This window comes from Alcaligenes phenolicus (assembly GCF_032063905.1).
Lineage (GTDB): Bacteria > Pseudomonadota > Gammaproteobacteria > Burkholderiales > Burkholderiaceae_B > Alcaligenes > Alcaligenes phenolicus.
Genome location: NZ_DAMBOE010000009.1, coordinates 111521 through 133076, shown reverse-complemented (window position 1 = coordinate 133076; position 21556 = coordinate 111521). Strand labels below are relative to the sequence as shown.

13 protein-coding genes and 1 riboswitch are annotated in these 21556 nt (G+C 56.9%); of the genes, 5 read left to right on the top strand and 8 right to left on the bottom strand.

Annotated elements, in window-relative coordinates:
- Window positions 1-2 precede the first annotated feature (2 nt).
- Window positions 3-482 (top strand): hypothetical protein, encoded by a 480-nt coding sequence (locus U2949_RS16880; RefSeq protein WP_026484304.1) that lies wholly within the window; start codon window positions 3-5, stop codon window positions 480-482.
- Between the two features lie 129 nt (window positions 483-611).
- Here U2949_RS16880 and U2949_RS16875 read toward each other — a convergent pair whose 3' ends face one another.
- Window positions 612-2666 carry an ATP-dependent DNA helicase gene (locus U2949_RS16875; protein ID WP_026484303.1) on the bottom strand — a complete coding sequence of 685 codons (2055 nt, stop codon included), beginning with the start codon at window positions 2664-2666 and terminating at the stop codon, window positions 612-614.
- Window positions 2667-2826: 160 nt separating this feature from the next.
- Between U2949_RS16875 and U2949_RS16870 the strand changes: the two genes are divergently transcribed.
- The 3 genes from U2949_RS16870 to U2949_RS16860 all read left to right on the top strand — a co-directional run bounded on the left by U2949_RS16870 (window position 2827) and on the right by U2949_RS16860 (window position 6655).
- The gene (locus U2949_RS16870; protein ID WP_321288967.1) at window positions 2827-5175 is read left to right on the top strand and encodes a Tex family protein; all 2349 of its coding nucleotides are present in this window, start codon (window positions 2827-2829) and stop codon (window positions 5173-5175) included.
- 3 nt (window positions 5176-5178) lie between these two features.
- The gene (locus U2949_RS16865; protein ID WP_321288965.1) at window positions 5179-5691 is read left to right on the top strand and encodes a hypothetical protein; all 513 of its coding nucleotides are present in this window, start codon (window positions 5179-5181) and stop codon (window positions 5689-5691) included.
- A 235-nt stretch (window positions 5692-5926) separates the two neighbouring features.
- Window positions 5927-6655 carry a CatB-related O-acetyltransferase gene (locus tag U2949_RS16860; protein ID WP_321288962.1) on the top strand — a complete coding sequence of 243 codons (729 nt, stop codon included), beginning with the start codon at window positions 5927-5929 and terminating at the stop codon, window positions 6653-6655.
- A 132-nt stretch (window positions 6656-6787) separates the two neighbouring features.
- Here U2949_RS16860 and U2949_RS16855 read toward each other — a convergent pair whose 3' ends face one another.
- The 5 genes from U2949_RS16855 to U2949_RS16835 form a co-directional block, all read right to left on the bottom strand.
- Window positions 6788-8110, bottom strand: a complete 1323-nt coding sequence (locus U2949_RS16855; RefSeq protein WP_321288960.1) for a tryptophan--tRNA ligase — start codon at window positions 8108-8110, stop codon at window positions 6788-6790.
- Window positions 8111-8186: 76 nt separating this feature from the next.
- Window positions 8187-9278 carry a cell division protein ZapE gene (zapE, locus tag U2949_RS16850; RefSeq protein WP_035271417.1) on the bottom strand — a complete coding sequence of 364 codons (1092 nt, stop codon included), beginning with the start codon at window positions 9276-9278 and terminating at the stop codon, window positions 8187-8189.
- Window positions 9279-9495: 217 nt separating this feature from the next.
- Window positions 9496-10923 carry a dihydrolipoyl dehydrogenase gene (lpdA, locus tag U2949_RS16845; RefSeq protein WP_009457672.1) on the bottom strand — a complete coding sequence of 476 codons (1428 nt, stop codon included), beginning with the start codon at window positions 10921-10923 and terminating at the stop codon, window positions 9496-9498.
- 162 nt (window positions 10924-11085) lie between these two features.
- Window positions 11086-12303 (bottom strand): 2-oxoglutarate dehydrogenase complex dihydrolipoyllysine-residue succinyltransferase, encoded by a 1218-nt coding sequence (gene odhB, locus U2949_RS16840; protein WP_257723438.1) that lies wholly within the window; start codon window positions 12301-12303, stop codon window positions 11086-11088.
- 34 nt (window positions 12304-12337) lie between these two features.
- Window positions 12338-15205: a 2-oxoglutarate dehydrogenase E1 component gene (locus U2949_RS16835; RefSeq protein ID WP_026484297.1), complete on the bottom strand. Its 2868-nt coding sequence runs from the start codon at window positions 15203-15205 to the stop codon at window positions 12338-12340.
- A 520-nt stretch (window positions 15206-15725) separates the two neighbouring features.
- Between U2949_RS16835 and U2949_RS16830 the strand changes: the two genes are divergently transcribed.
- Window positions 15726-18020: an NADP-dependent malic enzyme gene (locus U2949_RS16830; protein WP_026484296.1), complete on the top strand. Its 2295-nt coding sequence runs from the start codon at window positions 15726-15728 to the stop codon at window positions 18018-18020.
- Window positions 18021-18241: 221 nt separating this feature from the next.
- Here U2949_RS16830 and U2949_RS16825 read toward each other — a convergent pair whose 3' ends face one another.
- Together U2949_RS16825 and U2949_RS16820 are read right to left on the bottom strand one after the other, a co-directional pair.
- Window positions 18242-19483 carry a voltage-gated chloride channel family protein gene (locus tag U2949_RS16825; RefSeq protein WP_321288956.1) on the bottom strand — a complete coding sequence of 414 codons (1242 nt, stop codon included), beginning with the start codon at window positions 19481-19483 and terminating at the stop codon, window positions 18242-18244.
- Between the two features lie 80 nt (window positions 19484-19563).
- Window positions 19564-19636, bottom strand: a riboswitch (Fluoride riboswitch).
- A gap of 45 nt (window positions 19637-19681) precedes the next feature.
- A complete protein-coding gene (locus tag U2949_RS16820) occupies window positions 19682-21445 on the bottom strand; it encodes an L-lactate permease (protein WP_026484290.1) in 1764 nt (587 codons plus the stop codon).
- Between the last annotated feature and the right edge of the window lie 111 nt (window positions 21446-21556).

The following is a 21556-nucleotide window of genomic DNA, read 5'->3' as shown; positions in this document are numbered from 1 at the left end:
CCATGAATCACGAACAAGCAGAAACACAGGTGCTGCAAGCCATTCCTGTACTGGCAGCGGAGCTAAGCATTGACGAATGCATCGCTCAACTGCAAGCCAGCGGCCTGTCAGAAGTCCGTGCGACCAAGCTTTGCGTAATGATTCCCGAAGCCTTCGGGCTGGCACTGGCCTGGCGTCTGGGTGCCAAGCTGCCTGATGAAGAGCAGATGTTCGATGTGCGCAATCGCGCCGGTGAAACGGTCCAAGTCCCCATGCTGGGCCAACATGTATTTTCCATGGCGCTGGCCATGGCTGTCGCTGTACTCAAGCAAGGCTGGTATCCGCCTATCACTCGGGAAGCATTTGAGGCAGTCAGCAATCGCAGCGCCATCATGTCCGTGCTGCAGCAGATAGAGGGCAATCTGGAAGGTGCTGGCACGCCCGATCTGTTCTTGTGGGGCTTGGTGGCAGAGGACATCATCGCAGACGAGTCCTTGCCCTAGATTTATATAAAAAAGCCAGCCCCGGTGGGCTGCACAGGGAGCGGCTGGCTTTATTTCCTCTGATCCTCTGCCTCAAGCTTCTACAAGCGTGTAGTCCAAGCCAAGGCAAACGGAATACAAGCCATATTCTCAAGCCTGTTCAGAGCTGTCGTTCAGTTCCACATCACTGGCTTGAGCACTCTGCCGCCTGGCTTTCTGCTCCCGCAGAAACGCCAGGGCTCGGGCGGGATCACGCGTACGGGCAAAGGGCGGCAAACCACGCCACAGCAATTTGCCATAGGGTTTCTCGACAATACGGGTGTCGCCCACCATCAGCACGCCCCAGTCGCGCTCGGTACGGATCAGACGCCCTGCCCCTTGTTTCAAGGCAATGGCAGCTTCGGGCAACTGGTATTCCATGAAGGGATTACCACCCCTGTCCTTGCATTCCTTGATACGAGCTTCCAGCACCGGATCATCCGGTGGGGCAAAAGGCAGCTTGTCGATAGCAACCAGCGTCAAGGCATCACCGGGCAGGTCAATCCCTTCCCAGAAGCTGGCACTACCCACCAGCACCGCATTGCCACGCGCACGGAACTCGTCCAGCAGAACTTGCCGTGAACGCTCCCCCTGGCGCAGCACATTGCGTTCGATGTCTTCCCGATCAAATCGGTCCCGCAGCATATCTGCAATCCGCTCTACCGAGCGCAAGGTGGTACAGAGCACCAGCACACCACCCTGACCCGCCTTGATCAGCGGAATGAGCGCATCCACGAACGCCTGATTGAAGTTGGGATGGCTAGGAAGCGGCAAGGTGCTGGGGACATAGAACAGTGCCTGATTCGGGTAATCGAACGGCGAAGCCCAGGCTTCGGTGCGAGCATCAAACAAACCCAGCTGACGCTTGAAGTGATTGAAATCACCATGCACCGACAAGGTAGCCGAGGTCAGCACCCAGGACTGCTCTTTGCCTCGGTAGCGCGAGAAAATCTTGGCGACCGACAAAGGCGCGCTGTGCAAGCGCAGATAATGCTGCCCACTTTCTACCCAACGCACGAACTCGTCAGGCTGGTCTTCATCTTTTTCGCTTTCTGGCAAATAGGCGTGGCGACCCTGACGGTCCGGCTGGCTCCATTGGAACAAGCGTGCACGCAATTCCAAGGCGCTTTTATGCGCCGCCGTCAGATCAGGATGACGCTCAGCCACCATGGCCAGCATCTTGATGACCTTGTCGAAGGTCTCCAGCAAATTCTCCAGCGCCTCATCAAAAAGCTCGGGCTCGGGCAAGGCCTGGAAAGTGGCGCGACCACCCTGTGCCGCCAGCGACGCAGTACGCAAATGCAAATCCCGAGCCGCTTGCTCCAGCTTGCGGGCCACCTGACTCCAATCCACGGTCTCACGTGCCTGGGCCAGACCTGCCGCTTCTATCTGCCGACACAAATCCGTCAATTGATACAAGGACACGCTACTACCCAGAAAACGTGTGGCCACGTCGGGCAGTTGGTGGGCTTCGTCAAACACCACCAGATCCACGCTAGGCAGCAAATCCGTCACGCCCTCTTCGCGCAAGGCCAGATCGGCCATGAACAGGGCATGGTTCACCACCACCACATCGGCATCCTGGGCATGACGGCGCGCCTTCATCACAAAGCAGTCGCGCACAAAGGGGCAATCCTGTCCCAGGCAGTTATCGCGTGTGGAAGTGACTCGGTGCCAGATATCCGCGTCCTCCGGGACTTCGGCCAACTCACCCTTGTCGCCGCTACGGCTGCGTTCAGTAAAAAGCTGGATGGCCCGCAGATAAGCAATTTCCGCACGGGACTTCAGGGCACGGTCATCCTGACCCAATCGTTCCAAATGGTAATGACAAACGTAGTTGCTGCGCCCCTTGAGCAAGGCCACATCCACCGGCAAGGCCAGCGCCTTGCGCAGGTGGGGAATATCCCGACGGAACAATTGATCCTGCAAGGTGCGCGTCCCGGTCGAGACCAAGGCTTTGCCACCTTGCATGAACACGGGCACCAGATAGGCCCAGGTCTTGCCCGTTCCGGTACCAGCCTCGGCAATCAATACGCCGGACTCGGCAACCGTCTCGCTGATGGCTTGGGCCAGCTCCAGCTGAGCCTGCCGCGGACGATAGTGCGAGACAGACTCTGCCAGAGGGCCTTGGGGAGAAAAGATATCGGAATAATCCTGCAACAACATGGGGCAAAACCGCTCAGGGAGAGGTGACGAATGACAGAACTGTCTACAATCACAGTGGAATACATACAAGATGATACCTGCCAATTCTGGGTCGCTGCCGGTCTTTATGGCAAAATGCGGCGCTTGCAGACCCTTTTACAACGATGGACCCATAACTGAAATGACTGTGGAAACCCTCGCCCAGCAACAGGATCACCAACAGATTCTGGCGCTACTGGCCTCTGAACTGAACATCCGCATCCAACAAGCCGCCTCTACGGTTGAGCTCTTGGACAACGGGGCCACGGTCCCTTTTATTGCCCGTTACCGCAAGGAAGCTACCGGTGGCCTGGACGATAATGTCCTGCGTGATCTGGAAGTGCGGCTGATCTATTTGCGCGATATGCAATCGCGTCGTCATGCCATTCTGGAATCGATCCGCCAGCAGGAAAAACTGACGCCCGAGCTGGAGCAAGCCATTTTGGCGGCTGACACCAAGCAGCGTCTGGAAGACTTGTACGCACCGTACAAGCCCAAGCGTCGTACCCGCGCCCAGATTGCCCGCGAGGCCGGTCTGGAGCCGCTGGCGGACGCCATTCTGGCCCAGAAGAATGCAGATCCTCTGGCGCTGGCCGAAGGCTATCTGAATGCCGAAGCCAAGATCGACACGCCCAAAGCCGCCCTGGACGGTGCCCGCGACATTCTGGCCGAACGCTTTGCCGAACAGGCCGACCTGCTGGAAGCCATGCGCGACTATCTGTGGAAGTCCGCTCACCTGTACTCCAAGGTTGCCGAAGGCAAGGAACAGGAAGGCGACAAGTTCCGCGACTGGTTCGACTTTAACGAAGCGCTGCGCCAACTGCCTTCTCACCGCGTGCTGGCTTTGCTGCGCGGTCGTCAGCAAGGTGCACTGGACCTGCGCCTGGGCCTGAACCCCGAGCAGGATGCGCTTCTGCCCCACCCTTGTGTGCTGAAAGTCGCCGAGCTGACCGATATTGGCGCTGACTTTTCCGCCGACGCCAGCCCACGCGACCATTGGCTGGCCGAGGTTTGCCGCTGGACCTGGCGCGTCAAATTGCTGACAGCATTCGAATCCGAGCTGATTGGCCGTCTGCGCGAAGAAGCCGAACAAGAATCCACCCGCGTGTTTGCCGCCAATCTGCGCGATTTGCTGCTGGCAGCCCCCGCTGGCAATAAAGCCGTTCTGGGCCTGGACCCAGGCATTCGCACCGGCGTAAAAGCCGCTGTGATCGATGCAACCGGCAAGGTGCTGGATACGGCCACCGTCTATCCCTTTGAGCCTCGCCGAGATCGTGAGGGCGCGATTCGTACTCTGGCCGGTCTGGCTACACGCTATCAAGTTGAACTGGTGGCGATTGGTAACGGCACAGCGTCGCGCGAAACCGAGAAACTGGTTGCAGACCTGCAATCCGCTTTCCCGCAGTTGCCTTTGACCCGCGTGGTCGTGTCCGAGGCTGGCGCTTCGGTGTACTCCGCCTCTGAACTGGCCGCACAAGAATTCCCGGATATGGACGTCAGCCTGCGCGGTGCCGTTTCCATCGCCCGCCGCCTGCAAGATCCGCTGGCCGAGCTGGTCAAGATCGACCCCAAATCCATTGGTGTTGGCCAATACCAGCACGACGTGAACCAGCGCGAACTGGCTCGCAGCCTGGACGCCGTGGTCGAGGATTGTGTGAACGCCGTGGGTGTGGACGTCAACACCGCCTCTGCCCCCCTGCTGGCACGAGTTTCGGGCCTGAACAATACACTGGCCAAAAACATCGTCACCTGGCGTGACGAAAACGGTGCCTTCCAAAGCCGCAAGCAGTTGCGTGAGGTGCCGCGCTTTGGTGAAAAAGCCTTTGAACAGGCAGCGGGCTTTTTGCGTATTCCCGGTGCAGCCAACCCTCTGGACGCCTCGGCGGTTCACCCCGAAGCCTACCCGGTTGCCGCCCGCATTCTGGAGCGCCTGCAAACCGAGGCCAGCGATGTGATGGGAAAATCTGGCGCACTGAAAGGCTTGTCGCCTTCCGACTTCACGGATGAACGCTTTGGTTTGCCCACCGTGCGTGATATTTTTAATGAAATTGAAAAACCCGGTCGCGACCCTCGCCCTGAATTCACCACCGCCAAGTTCCAGGAAGGCATCAACTCCCTGAACGATTTGACGCCCGGCATGATTCTGGAAGGCGTGGTCACCAACGTGGCCAACTTTGGTGCCTTTGTGGACGTGGGTGTGCACCAGGACGGTCTGGTGCATATCTCGGCCCTGTCCGAGACCTTTGTCAAAGATCCGCGTGATGTGGTTCGCGTTGGGCAGACCGTTAAGGTTAAAGTCCAGGAAGTGGATGTAGCTCGTAAGCGCATCGGCTTGACCATGCGCCTGAACGACGACAGCGGCCCTATGCGTGGTTCCAGCAACACCGGCAACGCTCCCCAGCGCCGTTCCGGAAACAATCGCCCCAACCGGCAAGCTGAACCGGCACCGACAGGTGCTATGGCAGCCGCCTTTAGCAAACTTCGGAGATAAGCCATGACTGAGACCGAGCGCCTTTCCCAACTGACGCGTCTGCTCAATCTGCTGACCGGATTTGATCAGAAGGAACAGGATATTGCAGCCATCAGCCAGTCCGTGCTGACAGCCAGCGCCAGCCCGACAGCGATGGGGGAGGCGTATGGCAAGCACGCCCAGAACTTGATGGAACACGATCCGGATGGCGCTCTGATCCTGGCCATCAGCTACGAGCTGGACGACTATCTGGCTCTGGCCGATACCGTGGACGAACTGTGGGAAGAGATTCTGGCTGCCTTTGAAAGCCAGGATCTGCCTTCCTTTCCCTACGACGATATGCCGTTTCAGGACGTGGACGGCTTTTTCCAGTGGGCCAACGAGCAGTTACAGGAGTTTCATCCCTCCTACTGTCTGTTGGAGTTTGCCCAAAGCTATGACGAGGAATTTCAGCTGATCGTGGTCAAACGCGAGAACCTGGAGGAAATCCTGAGTCTGTGCGAAAAGCTGGATATTCCCGCTCAAGCAGCCGAATAAGGCCAGCAACCCAGGCCCAAACACATCAAGCCCTGCGTGAGCATTCATGCAGGGCTTGATGCTTTTGGCCCGCTTGAATGCCAAGCAGCTCAAAGCGCATTAGACTAGTCCCGCCATCAACATCAGCAAGCGAGCCTCTTGTGCTCGGTTGGCTGCTTGGCCCAAACACGAACACCCACTTTGCCGGGACCGGCGCAAAGTCAGTTCCAGCGCGGCAGAGTCCAGAAGGAGAAGCATGGTGCAAAAGCACTGGTCGCAGGTCGAACTCCTGCACGAAACCGTATCCAATCCCAATATCCATGTGCGTGGCACGCACAGCTACTACAGCCATGCCTGGACCGGCAGTTTTGAAGAAAGCGTGGTGCGTTACCTGTACGGGGATGAATACAGCCGCAAGGCCTGGACCTCTCAATGGCCGGTAGACCAGCTACATATTGGCGACTACGTGTGTATCGGTGCCGAGGCCGTGATTCTGATGGGCGGCAATCACACCCACCGCATGGACTGGTTCAGCCTGTACCCCTTCGTGGACAAGATTACGGAGGCTTACGTCGGTAAAGGCGACACCCATATTCACGATGGTGCCTGGATCGGCATGCGAGCCATGATCATGCCCGGCGTGGTCATTGGTGAAGGCGCCGTAATTGCCTCGGGTGCACTGGTCACCAAGAATGTGGCCCCGTATACGATTGTGGCAGGCAACCCGGCTGTACCGGTGCGCAAGCGCTTTGAAGACGCAGCGATTGAACGGCTATTGGCCTTGAAGATTTACGACTGGCCGGAAGAGAAATTCACGGCGTTGCGAGATATGATCTGCGCCGAAGATATTGCAGCGCTGGAGCAGGCCAGCCAGGACTGGGATCAGAAGTCCAAAGCCGATTACACGAACAAGGTCAAGCAAAGCTCCAGCTTTGATCTTCTGCACACGTTCAATACAGCGCATAAAGAACAGCCCCAAAAGTGAGATAAGTCTCTCTTTTGGGGCTGCTCATTTTCAAGCAGTCTTCAAGCTGAAGCGCTGCTGCTCAAAGAAGCTTGCTGCATCCATGCGGCATCAATCCTGAATAGCAGATCCATCCCTCAGTAGACGAACCACTTAGTCGCGCATCGAATCCAAAGCGGCTTCCACTGCATCACGCAGATCTGCCGATACTCGTGCCACTTCTTCACCGGCACAATGGATTTGCAACTCCTGACCTTCCTGCTTGGCAACTTCGGCAAAAGCCGCAGTCTGCAGTGCCTTGATCGCCACACCAGCCTGTTTTGGGTCTGCGTAAGAGCGAGACAGAAACAGCTCTTGTCCAGCAGCATCTTGCAGGCGGAAACGGAATGTGCCGTCTTCATCGCGGAAGTTCACAAAACGAGCTTTACGAGCCTTGGCTTCAGTCTTGCTAACTGCCACGCTCAAGGGGTCACGCAGGCCCACAGCTGCCTTCAATTCATGGATGAAGGGGGTAGCGTAGGCACGAGCCTTGCGCGCGCCCACTTGCAGCAAATCCTCAATATCCTGGGGACGAGCCATCAAGGCTTCGTAGCGATCGCGCATGGGCGCAATCATGGCTTCCAGCAACTGATGCAAGGCATCCTTGGCCTCGCCCCAGGCCATGCCGTCGATCAACTGCTGACGGAAGGCTTGGGTCTGCTCCGGTGTCGCAAATGCCTTGTACAAGGCCGTCAGGTGCGAATCATCGGGATCTTTAGACTCGCCGGGACCTTTGGAGTCCGTCACGATGCGGGCAATGGCCGCCTTCAGTGCCTTGGCACCACCCTCGAACAGAGGAATCGTGTTGTCGTAGCTCTTGGACATCTTGCGGCCATCCAGACCAGGCAAGAGGGCCACGTCCTCTTCCACCTGTACTTCAGGCAATACAAACAGCTCCTTGCCACGGCCATACAGGTGGTTGAAGCTCTTGGCGATATCGCGTGCCATTTCCAGGTGCTGCACCTGATCCCGGCCCACGGGCACCTTGTGGGCATTGAACATCAGGATGTCGGCCGCCATCAGTACGGGGTAGCTGAACAGGCCCATGGTAACGCCATCATCAGGCTCTACGCCCGCAGCTTCATTCTTGTCGACAGAAGCCTTGTAAGCGTGCGCACGGTTCATCAAGCCCTTGCCGGTTACGCAACCCAGCATCCAGGACAGCTCCGGAATTTCCGGAATATCGGATTGACGGTAGAACGTTACTTTTTCCACATCCAGGCCGCAGGCCAGCCAGGTAGCAGCAATCGCACGGCGCGAAATGGCTACGCGCTCCGGATCGTCACATTTGATCAGGGCGTGGTAGTCCGCCATGAAGAAAAATGCGTCGACATCGGCTTGCTGGCTAGCACGGATAGCAGGACGAATCGCCCCGGCATAATTACCCAAGTGTGGAATACCGGTCGTTGTAACGCCGGTCAGTACTCGTGTCGTCATGATAAAAAATACGCTTATAAAACTACGTGTCAGGGTTCAGGAGTCAGGCGCGTGGCCAGTGGCCGCGCCCAGCCTCCTACAAAATAACTGCCTGGCGCCGTTCTGACTCCAGGTACTCTCGCGATTGCATTTCCATCAAACGCGAGACAGTACGGTGGAACTCATTGGCCATAGGGCCATCCACATACAATTCTTCTTCAGGCACCGCTGCGGACATGATGAACTTCACCTTGTGATCGTAAAAAACGTCGACCAGCCAGGTGAAGCGTCGCGCCGCAGAGGCATCACGCGCCGTCATGCGAGGCACATCAGACAAAATCACGGTCTGGAAGCGGTTCGCCAGTTCCAGATAGTCATTTTGCGAACGTGGGCTGACGCACAGGGTCTCGAAATCAAACCAGACGGCTGAACCGGACAAGGCGACCGCTTTTACATCCCGGTTTTCAATACTGAGCACCGGCTCTTGAGGGGCCGTGTCCGACAAGGCGGTGAACATGGACTGCAGCTCTGCGGTGGTCTGCGGGCCCAATGGCGTCAAATAGGTTTTCACCTGCTCCAGAGCACGACGGCGATAATCCACGCCCGTATCCACGTTCATGATATCCATGTTCTTCTGGATCAGCGCGATCGCGGGCAAGATCCGATCGCGGTGCAGGCCTTCCGGATACAAGGTAGAGGGCTCGTAGTTGGAGGTCATGACAAAGGACGTACCGCGCTCGAACAGACCCAGCAGCAGCTTGTACAGAATCATGGCATCGGCCACATCCGAGACATGGAACTCGTCAAAACAGATCAGGCGATAACGCTTGGCGATACGCTTGGCGACCTCATCCAAGGGATCGCTCATGCCTTTAACCTGATTCAGCTCTTTGTGCACGCCGCGCATGAACTCATGGAAGTGAATTCGTGTTTTGCGCTTGAGCGGCACAGTCAGGTAAAAGGCGTCCATCAGGAAGCTCTTGCCGCGCCCGACCCCACCCCACAGGTACACACCACGCGGCACTTCCGGGCGGGAGAACATACGACGCAAGGCGCTGGAGCGCATTTTGCGAAACTCTACCCACTCGTCGTAATAGCGTTGCAGCCGGTCTATAGCTTGCTCCTGTGCCTGGTCGGCACGGTAGCCTTTTTCCGCTAAAGCCTGATGGTAATACTCGCGAACATTCATATCACTGAAAATAAAAGAACCTGTCCAAGACAGGTAGTGGTCTGCCAGCATGCACTGCGATCCACAGCAGCACCGCTTTTGATGCAGGGTTTGAGCATACTGCGCGGTCAATTATCTCACGCATCGCAGCCGCTACGGACTGCTGTGATCAGCCTTTCGTGACGAAAAAAAGGGCGAGCCCGTGCCCGCCCTTTTCCAACAACACCCTGAAAGTCTATCAGAAGTTCAGAGCGCGTTTGTCCACTGCCAAGGCCGCTTCTTTCAGGGCTTCGGACAGGGTTGGGTGAGCATGGCAAATACGGGCGATATCTTCCGACGCGCCACGGAATTCCATTATTGCAACAGCTTCAGCCACCAGCTCGGAAGCCACAGGGCCCACAAAGTGCACGCCCAGGACTTCGTCCGTCTTGGCATCCGCCAGAACCTTCACAAAGCCGGTCGTGTCACCCAGTGCGCGGGCACGGCCGTTAGCCAGGAAGGGGAAGCTGCCAGCGCGGTAAGCACGGCCTTCGGTCTTCAGTTGCTGTTCGGTCTTGCCAACCCAAGCGATTTCGGGCGAGGTATAGATAACCCAAGGCACGGTGTCGAAGTTGACGTGGGGTTGCTGACCAGCCAGACGCTCGGCCACAGCCACACCTTCCTCTTCGGCTTTGTGAGCCAGCATAGGACCACGCACCACGTCACCCACCGCCCAGATACCTGGCAGGCTGGTGGCGCAATCGTCGTCCACAACCACGAAGCCACGCTCGTCCAGTTTCAGACCGATGGTGTCTGCACCCAGACCGGCAGTGTTAGGCACACGGCCGATGGACACGATCAGCTTGTCGGCTTCCAGCTTGTGCTCTGCACCAGCGGCGTCCACGTAGTTGATGGTGACCTGTTTGGCGGACTTCTTGATTTCGCCAACTTTCACGCCCACATTGATCTTCAGACCTTGCTTGGTGAAAGCCTTCAGGGCTTCCTTGGCAACGTCGCGATCCACGGCGGAAAGGAACTCGGGAGCACCCTCCAGAATGGTCACTTCGGCACCCAGGCGACGCCACACACTACCCAGTTCCAGACCAATCACACCGGCACCGATAACGGCCAGCTTCTTGGGAACCTTGGGCAGACGCAGTGCGCCGTCGTTGGACAGAATCTGCTCTTCGTCGAACTCGGCACCGGGCAAGGCACGAGCCGAGCTACCGGTAGCGATGATGACGTTCTTGGCAACCAGCTCTTCAGCGTTGGCACCGGCCACGTTCACCGACCAGCCGCCGTCAACCTTGGCGCCAAAGGAAGCGGTGCCGTGGAAGAAAGTAACCTTGTTCTTTTTGAACAGGTACAGGATGCCGTCGTTGTTCTGTTTGACGACCACGTCTTTGCGACCGATCAGCTTGTCCAGATTCAGCGATACGCCCTTGACGTCCACACCGTGATCAGCCAGATGCAGATTAGCGTGCTCGAAGTGCTCGGACGATTGCAGCAAGGCCTTGGAAGGAATGCAACCAACGTTGGTGCAAGTACCGCCAGGAGCAGGTTTGCCTTCAGCGGTGGACCATGCGTCCACGCAAGCGACGCTCATACCCAGTTGAGCAGCACGGATGGCGGCGATGTAGCCACCAGGGCCTGCACCAATCACGACAACATCAAATTGCTTAGCCATAAAAAAATCCCATAAATGTGAAAAAGCATGCTGGACCGCCCAGAAGTCGGGCGGGAAAGTATCAGGTGGCGAACGCCAACCCCCAGGGCCTTAAACAAAGTCGGCCAAGGCTTAGAAGCAAGCACTTGGCCGTAAACATACTAGACCGAAACTACCGCGTGCTTAGACGTTCAACAGCAGACGCTGTGGATCTTCCAAGGCTTCCTTCATGGCCACCAGACCCAGAACGGCTTCGCGGCCGTCGATGATACGGTGGTCGTAGGACATGGCCAGGTAGTTCATGGGGCGAATCACGATCTGACCGTTTTCCACAACAGCGCGATCCTTGGTGGCGTGAATGCCCAGGATGGCGGACTGAGGTGGGTTGATGATGGGGGTGGACAGCATGGAGCCGAACACGCCACCGTTGGAGATCGAGAAGGTACCGCCTGTCATTTCTTCCAGGGTCAGCTTGCCGTCGCGGGCACGGGCACCGAAGTCAGCGATTTGCTTTTCGATGTCAGCGATGGACATTTGATCAGCGTTACGCAAAATAGGCACCACCAGACCACGTGGGCTACCAACGGCCACACCGATGTCGAAGTAACCGTGGTAGATAATGTCCTTGCCATCAACCGAGGCATTCAGTACGGGGTATTTCTTCAGGGCGGCAACAGCAGCCTTGACGAAGAAGGACATGAAGCCCAGTTTCACGCCGTGCTCTTTCTCGAACTGATCCTTGTACTTCTTGCGCAGGTCCAGCACCGCTTGCATGTTGACTTCGTTGAACGTGGTCAGCATGGCGTTTTCGGACTGCGACTGCAGCAAACGCTCGGCGATGCGAGCGCGCAGACGGCTCATGGGCACGCGCTGCTCTGGACGGCCGTCCAGGGACAGGGTTGGAGGTGCAACAGGAGCAGCTGCAGGCTTGCTGGCGGCAGCGGCGTTGGCTTCCAGAGCGTCACCCTTGGTGATGCGACCACCACGGCCGGAACCTTCAACGGAACTGGCTTCCACACCCTTTTCAGCCAGGATCTTGGCAGCAGCAGGCGAAGCAACCGAAGAGGCGGCGGAGCTGGTAGCAGGAGCGGCAGCGGCTGGGGCAGCAGCAGGAGCGGCTTCTTGTGCAGCGGTGGCAGGAGCAGCAGCGCTGGCCTTGCCTTCGGAGTCGATACGGGCCAGCACGTCGCCGGAGGTAACGGTGCTACCGTTGGCCTTGACGATTTCGCTCAGCACGCCCGAGGCAGGAGCGGGAACTTCCAGCACAACCTTGTCGGTTTCGACTTCGATCAGGATTTCATCAGCCTGGACCATTTCGCCAGGTTGTTTTTTCCACTCCAGCAAAGTGGCTTCGGAGATGGATTCAGAGAGTTGGGGAACCAGAACGTCGGTAATTGCCATGATTATATTTTCCGTATTTAAAATTTAGGGTGCGTTATTTGGTCAGCATGAAGCCTTTGCGAGCGCCGAAAGCCTGCTCCAGCAGCGCCTTTTGTTGTTCCTGGTGTTTGGCCAGGTAACCAACGGCAGGCGAAGCGGACGCGGCACGGCCGGCGTAACCCAGCTTCTGACCTTCGGTCATGTTCTCGTAGATGTGATGCTGAACGTAGAACCATGCACCTTGGTTTTGAGGTTCGTCCTGAACCCAGATAACTTCCTTGGCGTTGCTGTATTTAGCCAGCTCTGCCTGGAAGGCCTTGTGGGCAAACGGATACAACTGCTCCACACGGATAATGGCAATATCGTTGCGCTCCAGCTCTTTACGGTGGTTCACCAGATCGTAGTAAACCTTGCCCGAGCAAGCCAGAACACGTTTGACAGCGGCTGCATCAATTGCCTGATCGGTCTCGCCGATCACGGGCATGAAGTGGCCTTCAGCCAGATCGCTCAATGGCGAGGTAGCGTCTTTATTACGCAGCAAGGACTTGGGTGTCATGATGACCAAAGGCTTGCGGAAAGGACGGATCATCTGACGACGCAGCACGTGGAAGATCTGAGCGCCGTTGGTGGGCTGAACAACCTGGATATTGTTGTCAGCGCACAGTTGCAAGAAGCGCTCGATACGGGCCGAGGAGTGCTCCGGACCCTGACCTTCGTAGCCGTGTGGCAGCATCAGAGTCAGACCGCAATGACGGCCCCACTTGGCTTCACCCGACGTAATGAACTGGTCGATCACAACCTGGGCGCCGTTGGCGAAGTCGCCGAACTGAGCTTCCCAGATAGTCAAAATGTTGGGCTCTGCCGAAGCGTAACCGTATTCAAATGCCAGCACGGCTTCTTCGGACAGAACCGAGTCGATCACCGTGAAGTTGGCCTGGCCTTCGGAGACGTTCTGCAAAGGAATGTAGGTGCCGTCGTTCCAGCGCTCACGTTTTTGATCGTGCAGCACAGCGTGACGGTGGGTAAACGTACCACGGCCCGAATCCTGACCGGTAATACGAATGGCGTAGCCGTTGTTCACCAAGGTTGCAAAGGCCAAGTGCTCGCCCATGCCCCAGTCCACCTGAGCTTCGCCACGTGCCATGGCACGACGGTCGTTCAGCATGCGGTTGACCAGTGGGTGAACCGTAAAGCCTTCTGGCACGGTGGTCAGTTTTTCACCGATGCGTGTCAGTTCGGACATAGGCAAGGCGGTGTCAGCCTGGTCAGTCCATTTGGCGCCCAGGAAAGCAGACCAGTCGGTGGCGTACTTGTTCTTGTAGTCTGTCAGAACAGGTTCAACCGTGCGCTTGCCATCTTCCATCAGTTGACGGTAAGCCTTGACCAGATCTTCGGGTTCGTTCTCGGACAGAATGCCTTGAGCAACCAGCTTGTCGGCGTACAGTTTGCGCGTACCGTTGTGCTGACCAATCTTCTTGTACATCAGCGGCTGGGTCATCGAGGGAGTGTCTTGCTCGTTGTGGCCCAGTTTGCGGAAGCAAACAATATCAACCACCACGTCGTGCTTGAACTCGCGGCGGAAGTCCAGAGCCAGCTGAGTCACGAACACCACGGCTTCAGGATCGTCGCCGTTGACGTGGAACACAGGGGCTTCAATCATCTTGACCACGTCCGTGCAATACAGCGTGGAGCGTGTATCGCGAGGGTCAGAGGTGGTGAAACCGATCTGGTTGTTAATAACGATGTGCAGCGTACCACCGGTACCGTAGCCACGGGTCTGGGCCAGGTTCAGTGTTTCCATGACCACACCCTGACCGGCAAAAGCCGCGTCACCGTGAACCAGCACGGGCAGAACCTGGCTGCCGTCTTCGTCGCTACGACGATCCTGACGAGCACGGACCGACCCCTCGACCACTGGGTTAACAATTTCCAGGTGGGATGGGTTAAAGGCCAGAGACAGGTGAACCGGACCGCCACGAGTGGACAGGTCGCTGGAGAAACCGTTGTGGTACTTCACGTCGCCGTCGGTCAAGCCTTCGGCGTGACGGCCTTCAAACTCGGCAAACAGGTCACCGGGCATCTTGCCCATGATGTTGACCAGCATGTTCAGACGACCACGGTGAGCCATACCCACGATGATTTCCTGAACGCCGTTCTCGCCAGCGTGGTTGACCACTTCATCCATACAAGCGATGAAGCTCTCGCCACCTTCCAGGGAGAAGCGTTTCTGACCGACGTATTTGGTATGCAGGAAGCGCTCCAGGCCTTCGGCCTCGGTCAGCTGCTGCAAGATGTTGCGTTTTTGCTCAACGTTGAAAGAACCTGTGCCATGCACCGACTCCAGGCGCTGCTGAATCCAGCGCTTGACGACCGGGTCGGAGATGTACATGAATTCTGCGCCCACCGAACGGGAGTACGTATCACGCAAGGCCTTGAGCATGTCGCGCAGCGTCATGGTGTCGGCTTTGGTGAAGTAAGTGTTGGTGGCGGAGTAGACCTGGTCCAGATCTGCTTCGGTCAAACCGTAGAAAGCAGGGTCCAGTTCAGGGATGCTGGGGCGTTCGGAGCGCTTCAGAGGATCCAGATCAGCAATGCGTGCACCCAGGGAGCGGTAAGCAGCAATCATGGACTGAATCGACACTTGCTTCATGGCAACTGTCAGGTCCGGTGCTTGGGCGCTGGTCAGGAAGGCATTGGCTTTGGCACGCTGAGCGAAGGACTCGACGATGGGAGCGTGAGCTTGATCGCGGGTGCTGTCGCGGCCGTCAGTCGCAGGCTGGTGCTGCAGCTGGTCGAAGTACTCGCGCCATTGGTCGGCGACGGAGCCTGGATTGTCGAGGTAGGACTCGTAGAGTTCTTCGACGTAAGGAGCATTGCTCCCGAACAAATAAGAGTTACTGAGCAGTTCTTTTTGCGATGACATTATTACGCTTCACCTATCCGAGTGTTTCACTCGTGTTGAGATGCAGGAAAACCTTCCGCGACACGGACCTCGCCGGTTAGCGGATAGCAGGAGCAGAAGGCAACGTAGGACGCCTTATACAAGCCGTATTGATCTAGTATAACGCCGCACACAAAAGGCGCAATTAATGACATCTAAAATGCTTGGCGACTGCGTCATACCGTTGGCATTAACAAACACATCGATCTATCACGAGGGCGAATTCTTACAAAAGAAGCGCTCCAAATCATGATTGACGCCCCTTGGCTGCCCCACATGAAGGAAAAATTCCGATATGCTAATCGGGTGCAGCAAGTACGCGCTTCGCGGGCCCCTTTTCCACCAAACCGAGCCCAGCCTGCCCTTGGTCACCTTGAGGCAGGCAACAAGCGTTGCCATGACATATGCTGCCTATAACAAATCAGCACCTACCTGGTGACTGTATTTCTTATAAATTAGATTCACTTTTACACTAGAAAATCCTATCAGGAGCTTTACCAAAATGGATGCCAACGCCGATCTGGCCAAACTTGCGCTGGACTATCACGCGTATCCCACTCCCGGGAAAATCTCGGTGGTCCCTACCAAGACCCTAGCCAATCAAGATGACCTCTCGCTAGCCTACTCCCCCGGCGTCGCATCTGCTTGCATGGCCATCCACGCCGAAGGCGAAGAAGCCGCCGCCAAGTACACCTCGCGCGCCAACCTGGTTGCCGTGGTTACCAACGGTACCGCCGTGCTGGGTCTGGGCAATATCGGCCCCTTGGCCGCCAAGCCCGTCATGGAAGGCAAAGGCTGCCTGTTCAAGAAATTCGCCGGCATCGACGTGTTCGATATCGAACTGAACGAAACCGATCCGGACAAGCTGGTCGACATCATTGCCGCACTGGAACCCACCCTGGGTGGTGTGAACCTGGAAGACATCAAGGCCCCCGAATGCTTCTACATCGAGAAGAAGCTGCGCGAGCGCATGAGCATTCCCGTGTTCCACGATGACCAGCACGGTACCGCCATCATCTCGTCCTCCGCTGTTCTGAACGGCCTGAAAGTCGTTAACAAGAACATCGCCGACATTAAACTGGTTTGCTCGGGCGCTGGCGCTGCTGCCATTGCTTGCCTGGACTTGCTGGTTGCCCTGGGCGTGAAGCTGAGCAACATTTTCGTGGCTGACTCGCGCGGCATCATCTGGAAAGGTCGCGACGAGAACATGGAGCCCAACAAGGCTCGCTACGCTCAGGAAACCGACGCCCGCACCCTGGCTGATGCCATGGTTGGCGCTGACGTGTTCCTGGGTTGTTCCGCTCCTGGCGTATTGTCCGCCGACATGGTCAAGACCATGGCCGACAAGCCACTGATTCTGGCCCTGGCCAACCCCGAGCCTGAAATCCGCCCCGAAGTGGCCAAGGCTGCCCGCCCTGACTGCATCATCGCGACCGGCCGTTCGGACTACCCGAACCAGGTCAACAACGTGCTGTGCTTCCCCTTCATCTTCCGTGGTGCCCTGGACGTTGGCGCCAGCGTGATCAACGAAGAAATGAAGCTGGCTTGCGTGAAAGCCATTGCCGAGCTGGCCCAGGTCGAGCAAAGCGACGATATGGCCACTGCTTACGGCGGCGAAGATCTGCGTTTTGGTCCTGAGTACATCATCCCCAAACCGTTCGACTCCCGTCTGATCGTTCAGATCGCACCTGCCGTGGCCCAGGCTGCGATGGACTCCGGCGTTGCCGCCCGTCCTATCGAAGACATGGACGCCTACCGTCAGAAACTGATCGCCATGACCTACCACACCGGCCCGCTGATGCGTCCGTTGTACATGCAGGCCAAGGCTGCGCCCAAGCGCATCATTTACGCTGATGGCGAAGACGAGCGCGTATTGCGTGCCGTGCAAACCGTGGTGGACGAAAAGCTGGCCCAGCCTATTCTGGTGGGTCGCCCCAGCGTGATCGACATGCGCGTCAAGAAAGCTGGCCTGCGTCTGGAAGCGGGCAAGAACGTGCAAATCGTTGATCCTGAAGACGACGATCGCTTCACCGAGACGTGGACTGCCTACTACAAGCTCAAGGCACGTGAAGGCGTGACTCCAGACATCGCCAAAGCCATGATACGCAAGCACAACTCGCTGATCGGCGTGATGCTGCTGCAACGTGGTGATGCTGACGGCATGATCTGCGGTGTGGCCAGCAACTACGACAGCCAGCTGCACTATGTTGAGCAAGTCATTGGCCTGAAGAAAGAAGCCCAGACTTTCGCCGCCATGAACGTGCTGATGTTGCCTACACAAACTCTGTTTGTGTGCGACACCCACGTCAACGAGAACCCCACTGCCGAACAGATCGCCGACATGACGATCCAGGCTGCTGATGAAGTCAAACGCTTTGGCGTGGTGCCTCGTGTCGCACTCTTGTCGCACTCGAACTTTGGCAGCCGCCAGACCGAGTCCTCGCGCAAGATGGCCAAGGCTCGTCAGATCCTGGCTGAACGCGCTCCCGACCTGGAAGTGGACGGCGAAATGCACGCTGACTCCGCCCTGTCCGAGAAAATCCGCCTGAAGGCCTTCCCCGACAGCACGCTGCGCGGTTCGGCCAACCTGCTGATTACTCCTAACCTGGACGCCGGCAACATCACCTACAACATGCTGAAGATGACAGGCAGCAACGGTGTGGCCATGGGCCCCATCCTGCTGGGTGCGGCTCGCCCCATCCACATCCTGACCACCAGCGCTACGGTGCGTCGCATCATCAACATGACAGCCCTGGCTGTTGTGGATGCTCAGCAAGAAGCCCAGCAAAACAGCTAAGCCTGTTTAGCTGAATAAAAACCGGATGCAGCGTAAAGCGGCATCCGGTTTTTTTTCATGATGACTTTGGCACCCAGTTTCACTGAACAAAGCTGTCGCCTGATCCAACAGAGTCTAAACGCGGAGCCTGGAAACCAGCGTAAAAAAGAGACTATTTTTAAGCATTGACATGAGGCATCCCTAGCCACTCGCTCACCGAGTGGCCGACCGACTGACCCAGCTCAAACAGGCCGACGATGCTTGAACTTGCGATGACCCACACGTTGCGCATGATAGATCCCTGCATCCCCCGAGAACACATAGGCTGCTACACAAGCGATCGCCGCCAAAGGCCCCAGTTCGATACCAAACAGCTCCATCGCCATCAGTGTGCAAGCAATCGGCACATTGGCTGCACCGGCAAAGACCGCCACAAAACCCAGGCCCGCCATCATGGAAAAAGGCATATCCAGCAAGGGAGCCAGCGCATTACCCAAGGTCGCACCGATGTAGAACAAGGGCGTGACCTCCCCTCCTTTAAAGCCGGAACCCAAAGACAGGACCGTAAACCCCAGCTTGCCCAGGAAATCCCAAGGCTGCATAGGTTCATGGAAAGAGCGCACTATTTCCGGAATACCCAGGCCAATGTACTGATAGGCATCCAAAGCCCAGACAGCGATCGCCACCACCAGCCCGCCCCCGAACGGGCGCATGGGTGCGTACTTGATGATTTTCTTCATCCAGGCAGACAGCTTATGAGTCAACGTGGCAAACAACATGCCGATCAGACCGAACAGAATCCCGGCAATCAACACGGCCAACATGCTCCAACCATCCAATGGCACGACGTGCTCAACGACGTAATGAGTATGCTGCACGCCCCAGGCCAGGCCGACCTGATCGGCAACAATCGCGGCGATCAGGCAAGGGAACAAGGCGTTGTAGCGCATACGGCCTATCGCCAGCACTTCCATGCCAAACACGGCTCCGGCTAAAGGCGTGCCAAAGACAGATGCAAAACCAGCACTCATGCCTGCCATCAACAGAATGCGTCGATCTTCCCGGCCCAAGCGGAACACATGGGTTAGCTGGTCCGACAAGGCGGCACCCATTTGTACGGCGGTGCCCTCTCGGCCTACCGATGCGCCGAACAAATGGGAAATCACGGTTCCGCCAAGCACCAAAGGCGCCATACGCAAAGGCACCACTTTCCTGGGATCGTGAATTTCCTCGATCAGCAGGTTATTACCTGCATTAACAGACTGCCCTACGCGTTCATACACCCAGCCCACAGCCAAGCCTGCCAGCGGCAGTAGCCAGATCAGCCAGGCATGTTGCATCCGCCAGAAGGTAGCCTGCCCGAGTGAAAAAAGGAAAAAAGCAGAAGCGCTGCCTGCCAGCACGGCAATCAGGCAAGCGAGCACAAACCATTTGCCGTAATAGACCAGCAGGTTTAGCGAGAATGAGGTTTTGAGTCTGTTCATGGGTCGTAAGCTCAATGGAATCGGGCTGACCACAAACAGAAGATGTAAACGCAGACGCCTACAGCCCCGACGGTGGTCAGGTCACTGTAGACGTCATCAGCTGCTTCAGAACGAAACGGCGGTTAAAGGAGGAACGTCATCTCCAGGAAGAAATTGTACAACGACTCCTTTAAGCCGCAAATAAACAGAGCCAAATTTTCAAGCCATGGCCGGCGTCATCTGACGGCCCCGGGACAGGCTCAAGCCCCCTATGGTCAGTGCCAGGAAGACTGCGGCAGCTATCCACCAGCCCATGGCACCAGTAATCAAGGCCTGACCGATCAGGCCTGCCTGAATAACGTAATACACCATGGGTATCAGGGTCTTGCGAACAATCTCGCCCTCACGTCCCAACATGCCGACAACCGCACCGGCAGCCACCACGTTATGGACGCAAATCATATTGCCAGCCGCTCCACCTACCGCCTGCAATGCAACCACAATAGCGGACTGGTCCACACTCAAGCCAATTTGCTGAGCGGTAGAGAACTGGAAGTACGAAAACATCATGTTGCTGACAGTATTGGAGCCCGCAATAAATGCCCCCAAACTGCCCACCCAGGGTGAAACCGTAGGCCATGCCTGCCCAACCGCCGACGCGGCCCCTTGAGCCAGCACCAGCGGCATGCTGGCAATGGAACCATCAGCCGCTGCCGAGTTGATAAACACCTGCACCATAGGCACGGCCAACAACAAAGCAGGAGCTGCGCTGCCCATGGTACGCAGCGATGCTTTCACACCGACGACATACTGCTGACTGTTCATGCGAAAAATCGCAATGCAGGCCAGTGAGACCAGAATCAAGATGGCCCCGGGCGAGAACAGCAACTGAGCCGATGTAGAAATACCAGTACCCAAAATACCTTCCACCTTGATTGTGGCCGAAGGCCCCGTCAACCAGGCTTTTACGGCAGGAACAGTACGAGTAAAGATCAAGAGTGCAACCACCAGCACATACGGCGAGAAAGCCCGCAATACCGAAAAGCGTTGCTGCGATTCCGTGTTATCCATCGCCACTGTGCCCAGCCAGTGAGACGGCCATTGACTGCGATCCGGGAAATCAAAGTTTTTGCGAGGTGCAAACCAGCCCTTCCGAGCTGCGCTCACCACGATTACCAGTCCGACCATCGAACCCAGCATGGAGGGGAACTCAGGGCCCAGGGTAATGGCAATCAGGTAGTACGGAACGGTAAAGGCCAAGCCGGCAAACAAAGCGAACTTCCATGCCCCCAGTCCCTCGGCAAAGGAGCGGCGTTCACCGAAAAAGCGAGTCAACAAACCGCAGAGCAACAGTGGAATCACAAAGCCGGTCATGGCATGAATCAAGGCGACGTTCTCGACGATCTGCTGCAAATACTCAAGCGGCTGCAGGGGCGAAATGGCAGCTGCAACATCAACCTTGTTATCAATACCCGAACGCACCCCAACCAGCATGGGCGTACCAACCGCCCCGAAAGACACAGGCGTGGACTGGATCACCAACACAGCCATCACCGCTGCCATGGCAGGAAAACCCAGCGCCAGCAGCAAGGGAGCCCCAACAGCGGAAGGCGTACCGAAACCCGACGAGCCCTCGATCAGGGAGCCGAACAACCAGGCAACAATAATGACCTGAATGCGACGATCCGGCGATACATCCATAAAGCCCTGGCGAATCGCACTTAATGCTCCGCCCACCTTGAGCGTATTCAAAAGCAGCACGGCACCAAATACAATAAACAGCAGGGTCAATGCGGTAACAATACCGTTGATCGTGGCTGCAGCAATAACTTCGGCCTGGCTCCCCCATACAAATAAAGCGAGAATCGCCGTAACAAGATACGCGGCCCCCATCGATAGTTTGGCTGATCGCCCCATCACCACCATCAATAGAAAAACAACCAATAATGGCGTCAGAGCCAACAAGGTGTATAAAAGACTCATCCCGGATTCTCCTTTGTGTGACTGCACGTATAGGAGGAAGAGGTTTTGTTGGTGAACAAATGCGGCTATGAGCCCGGCCCTGGGCAGCGCAACCACTTCCCGTTTTGTATT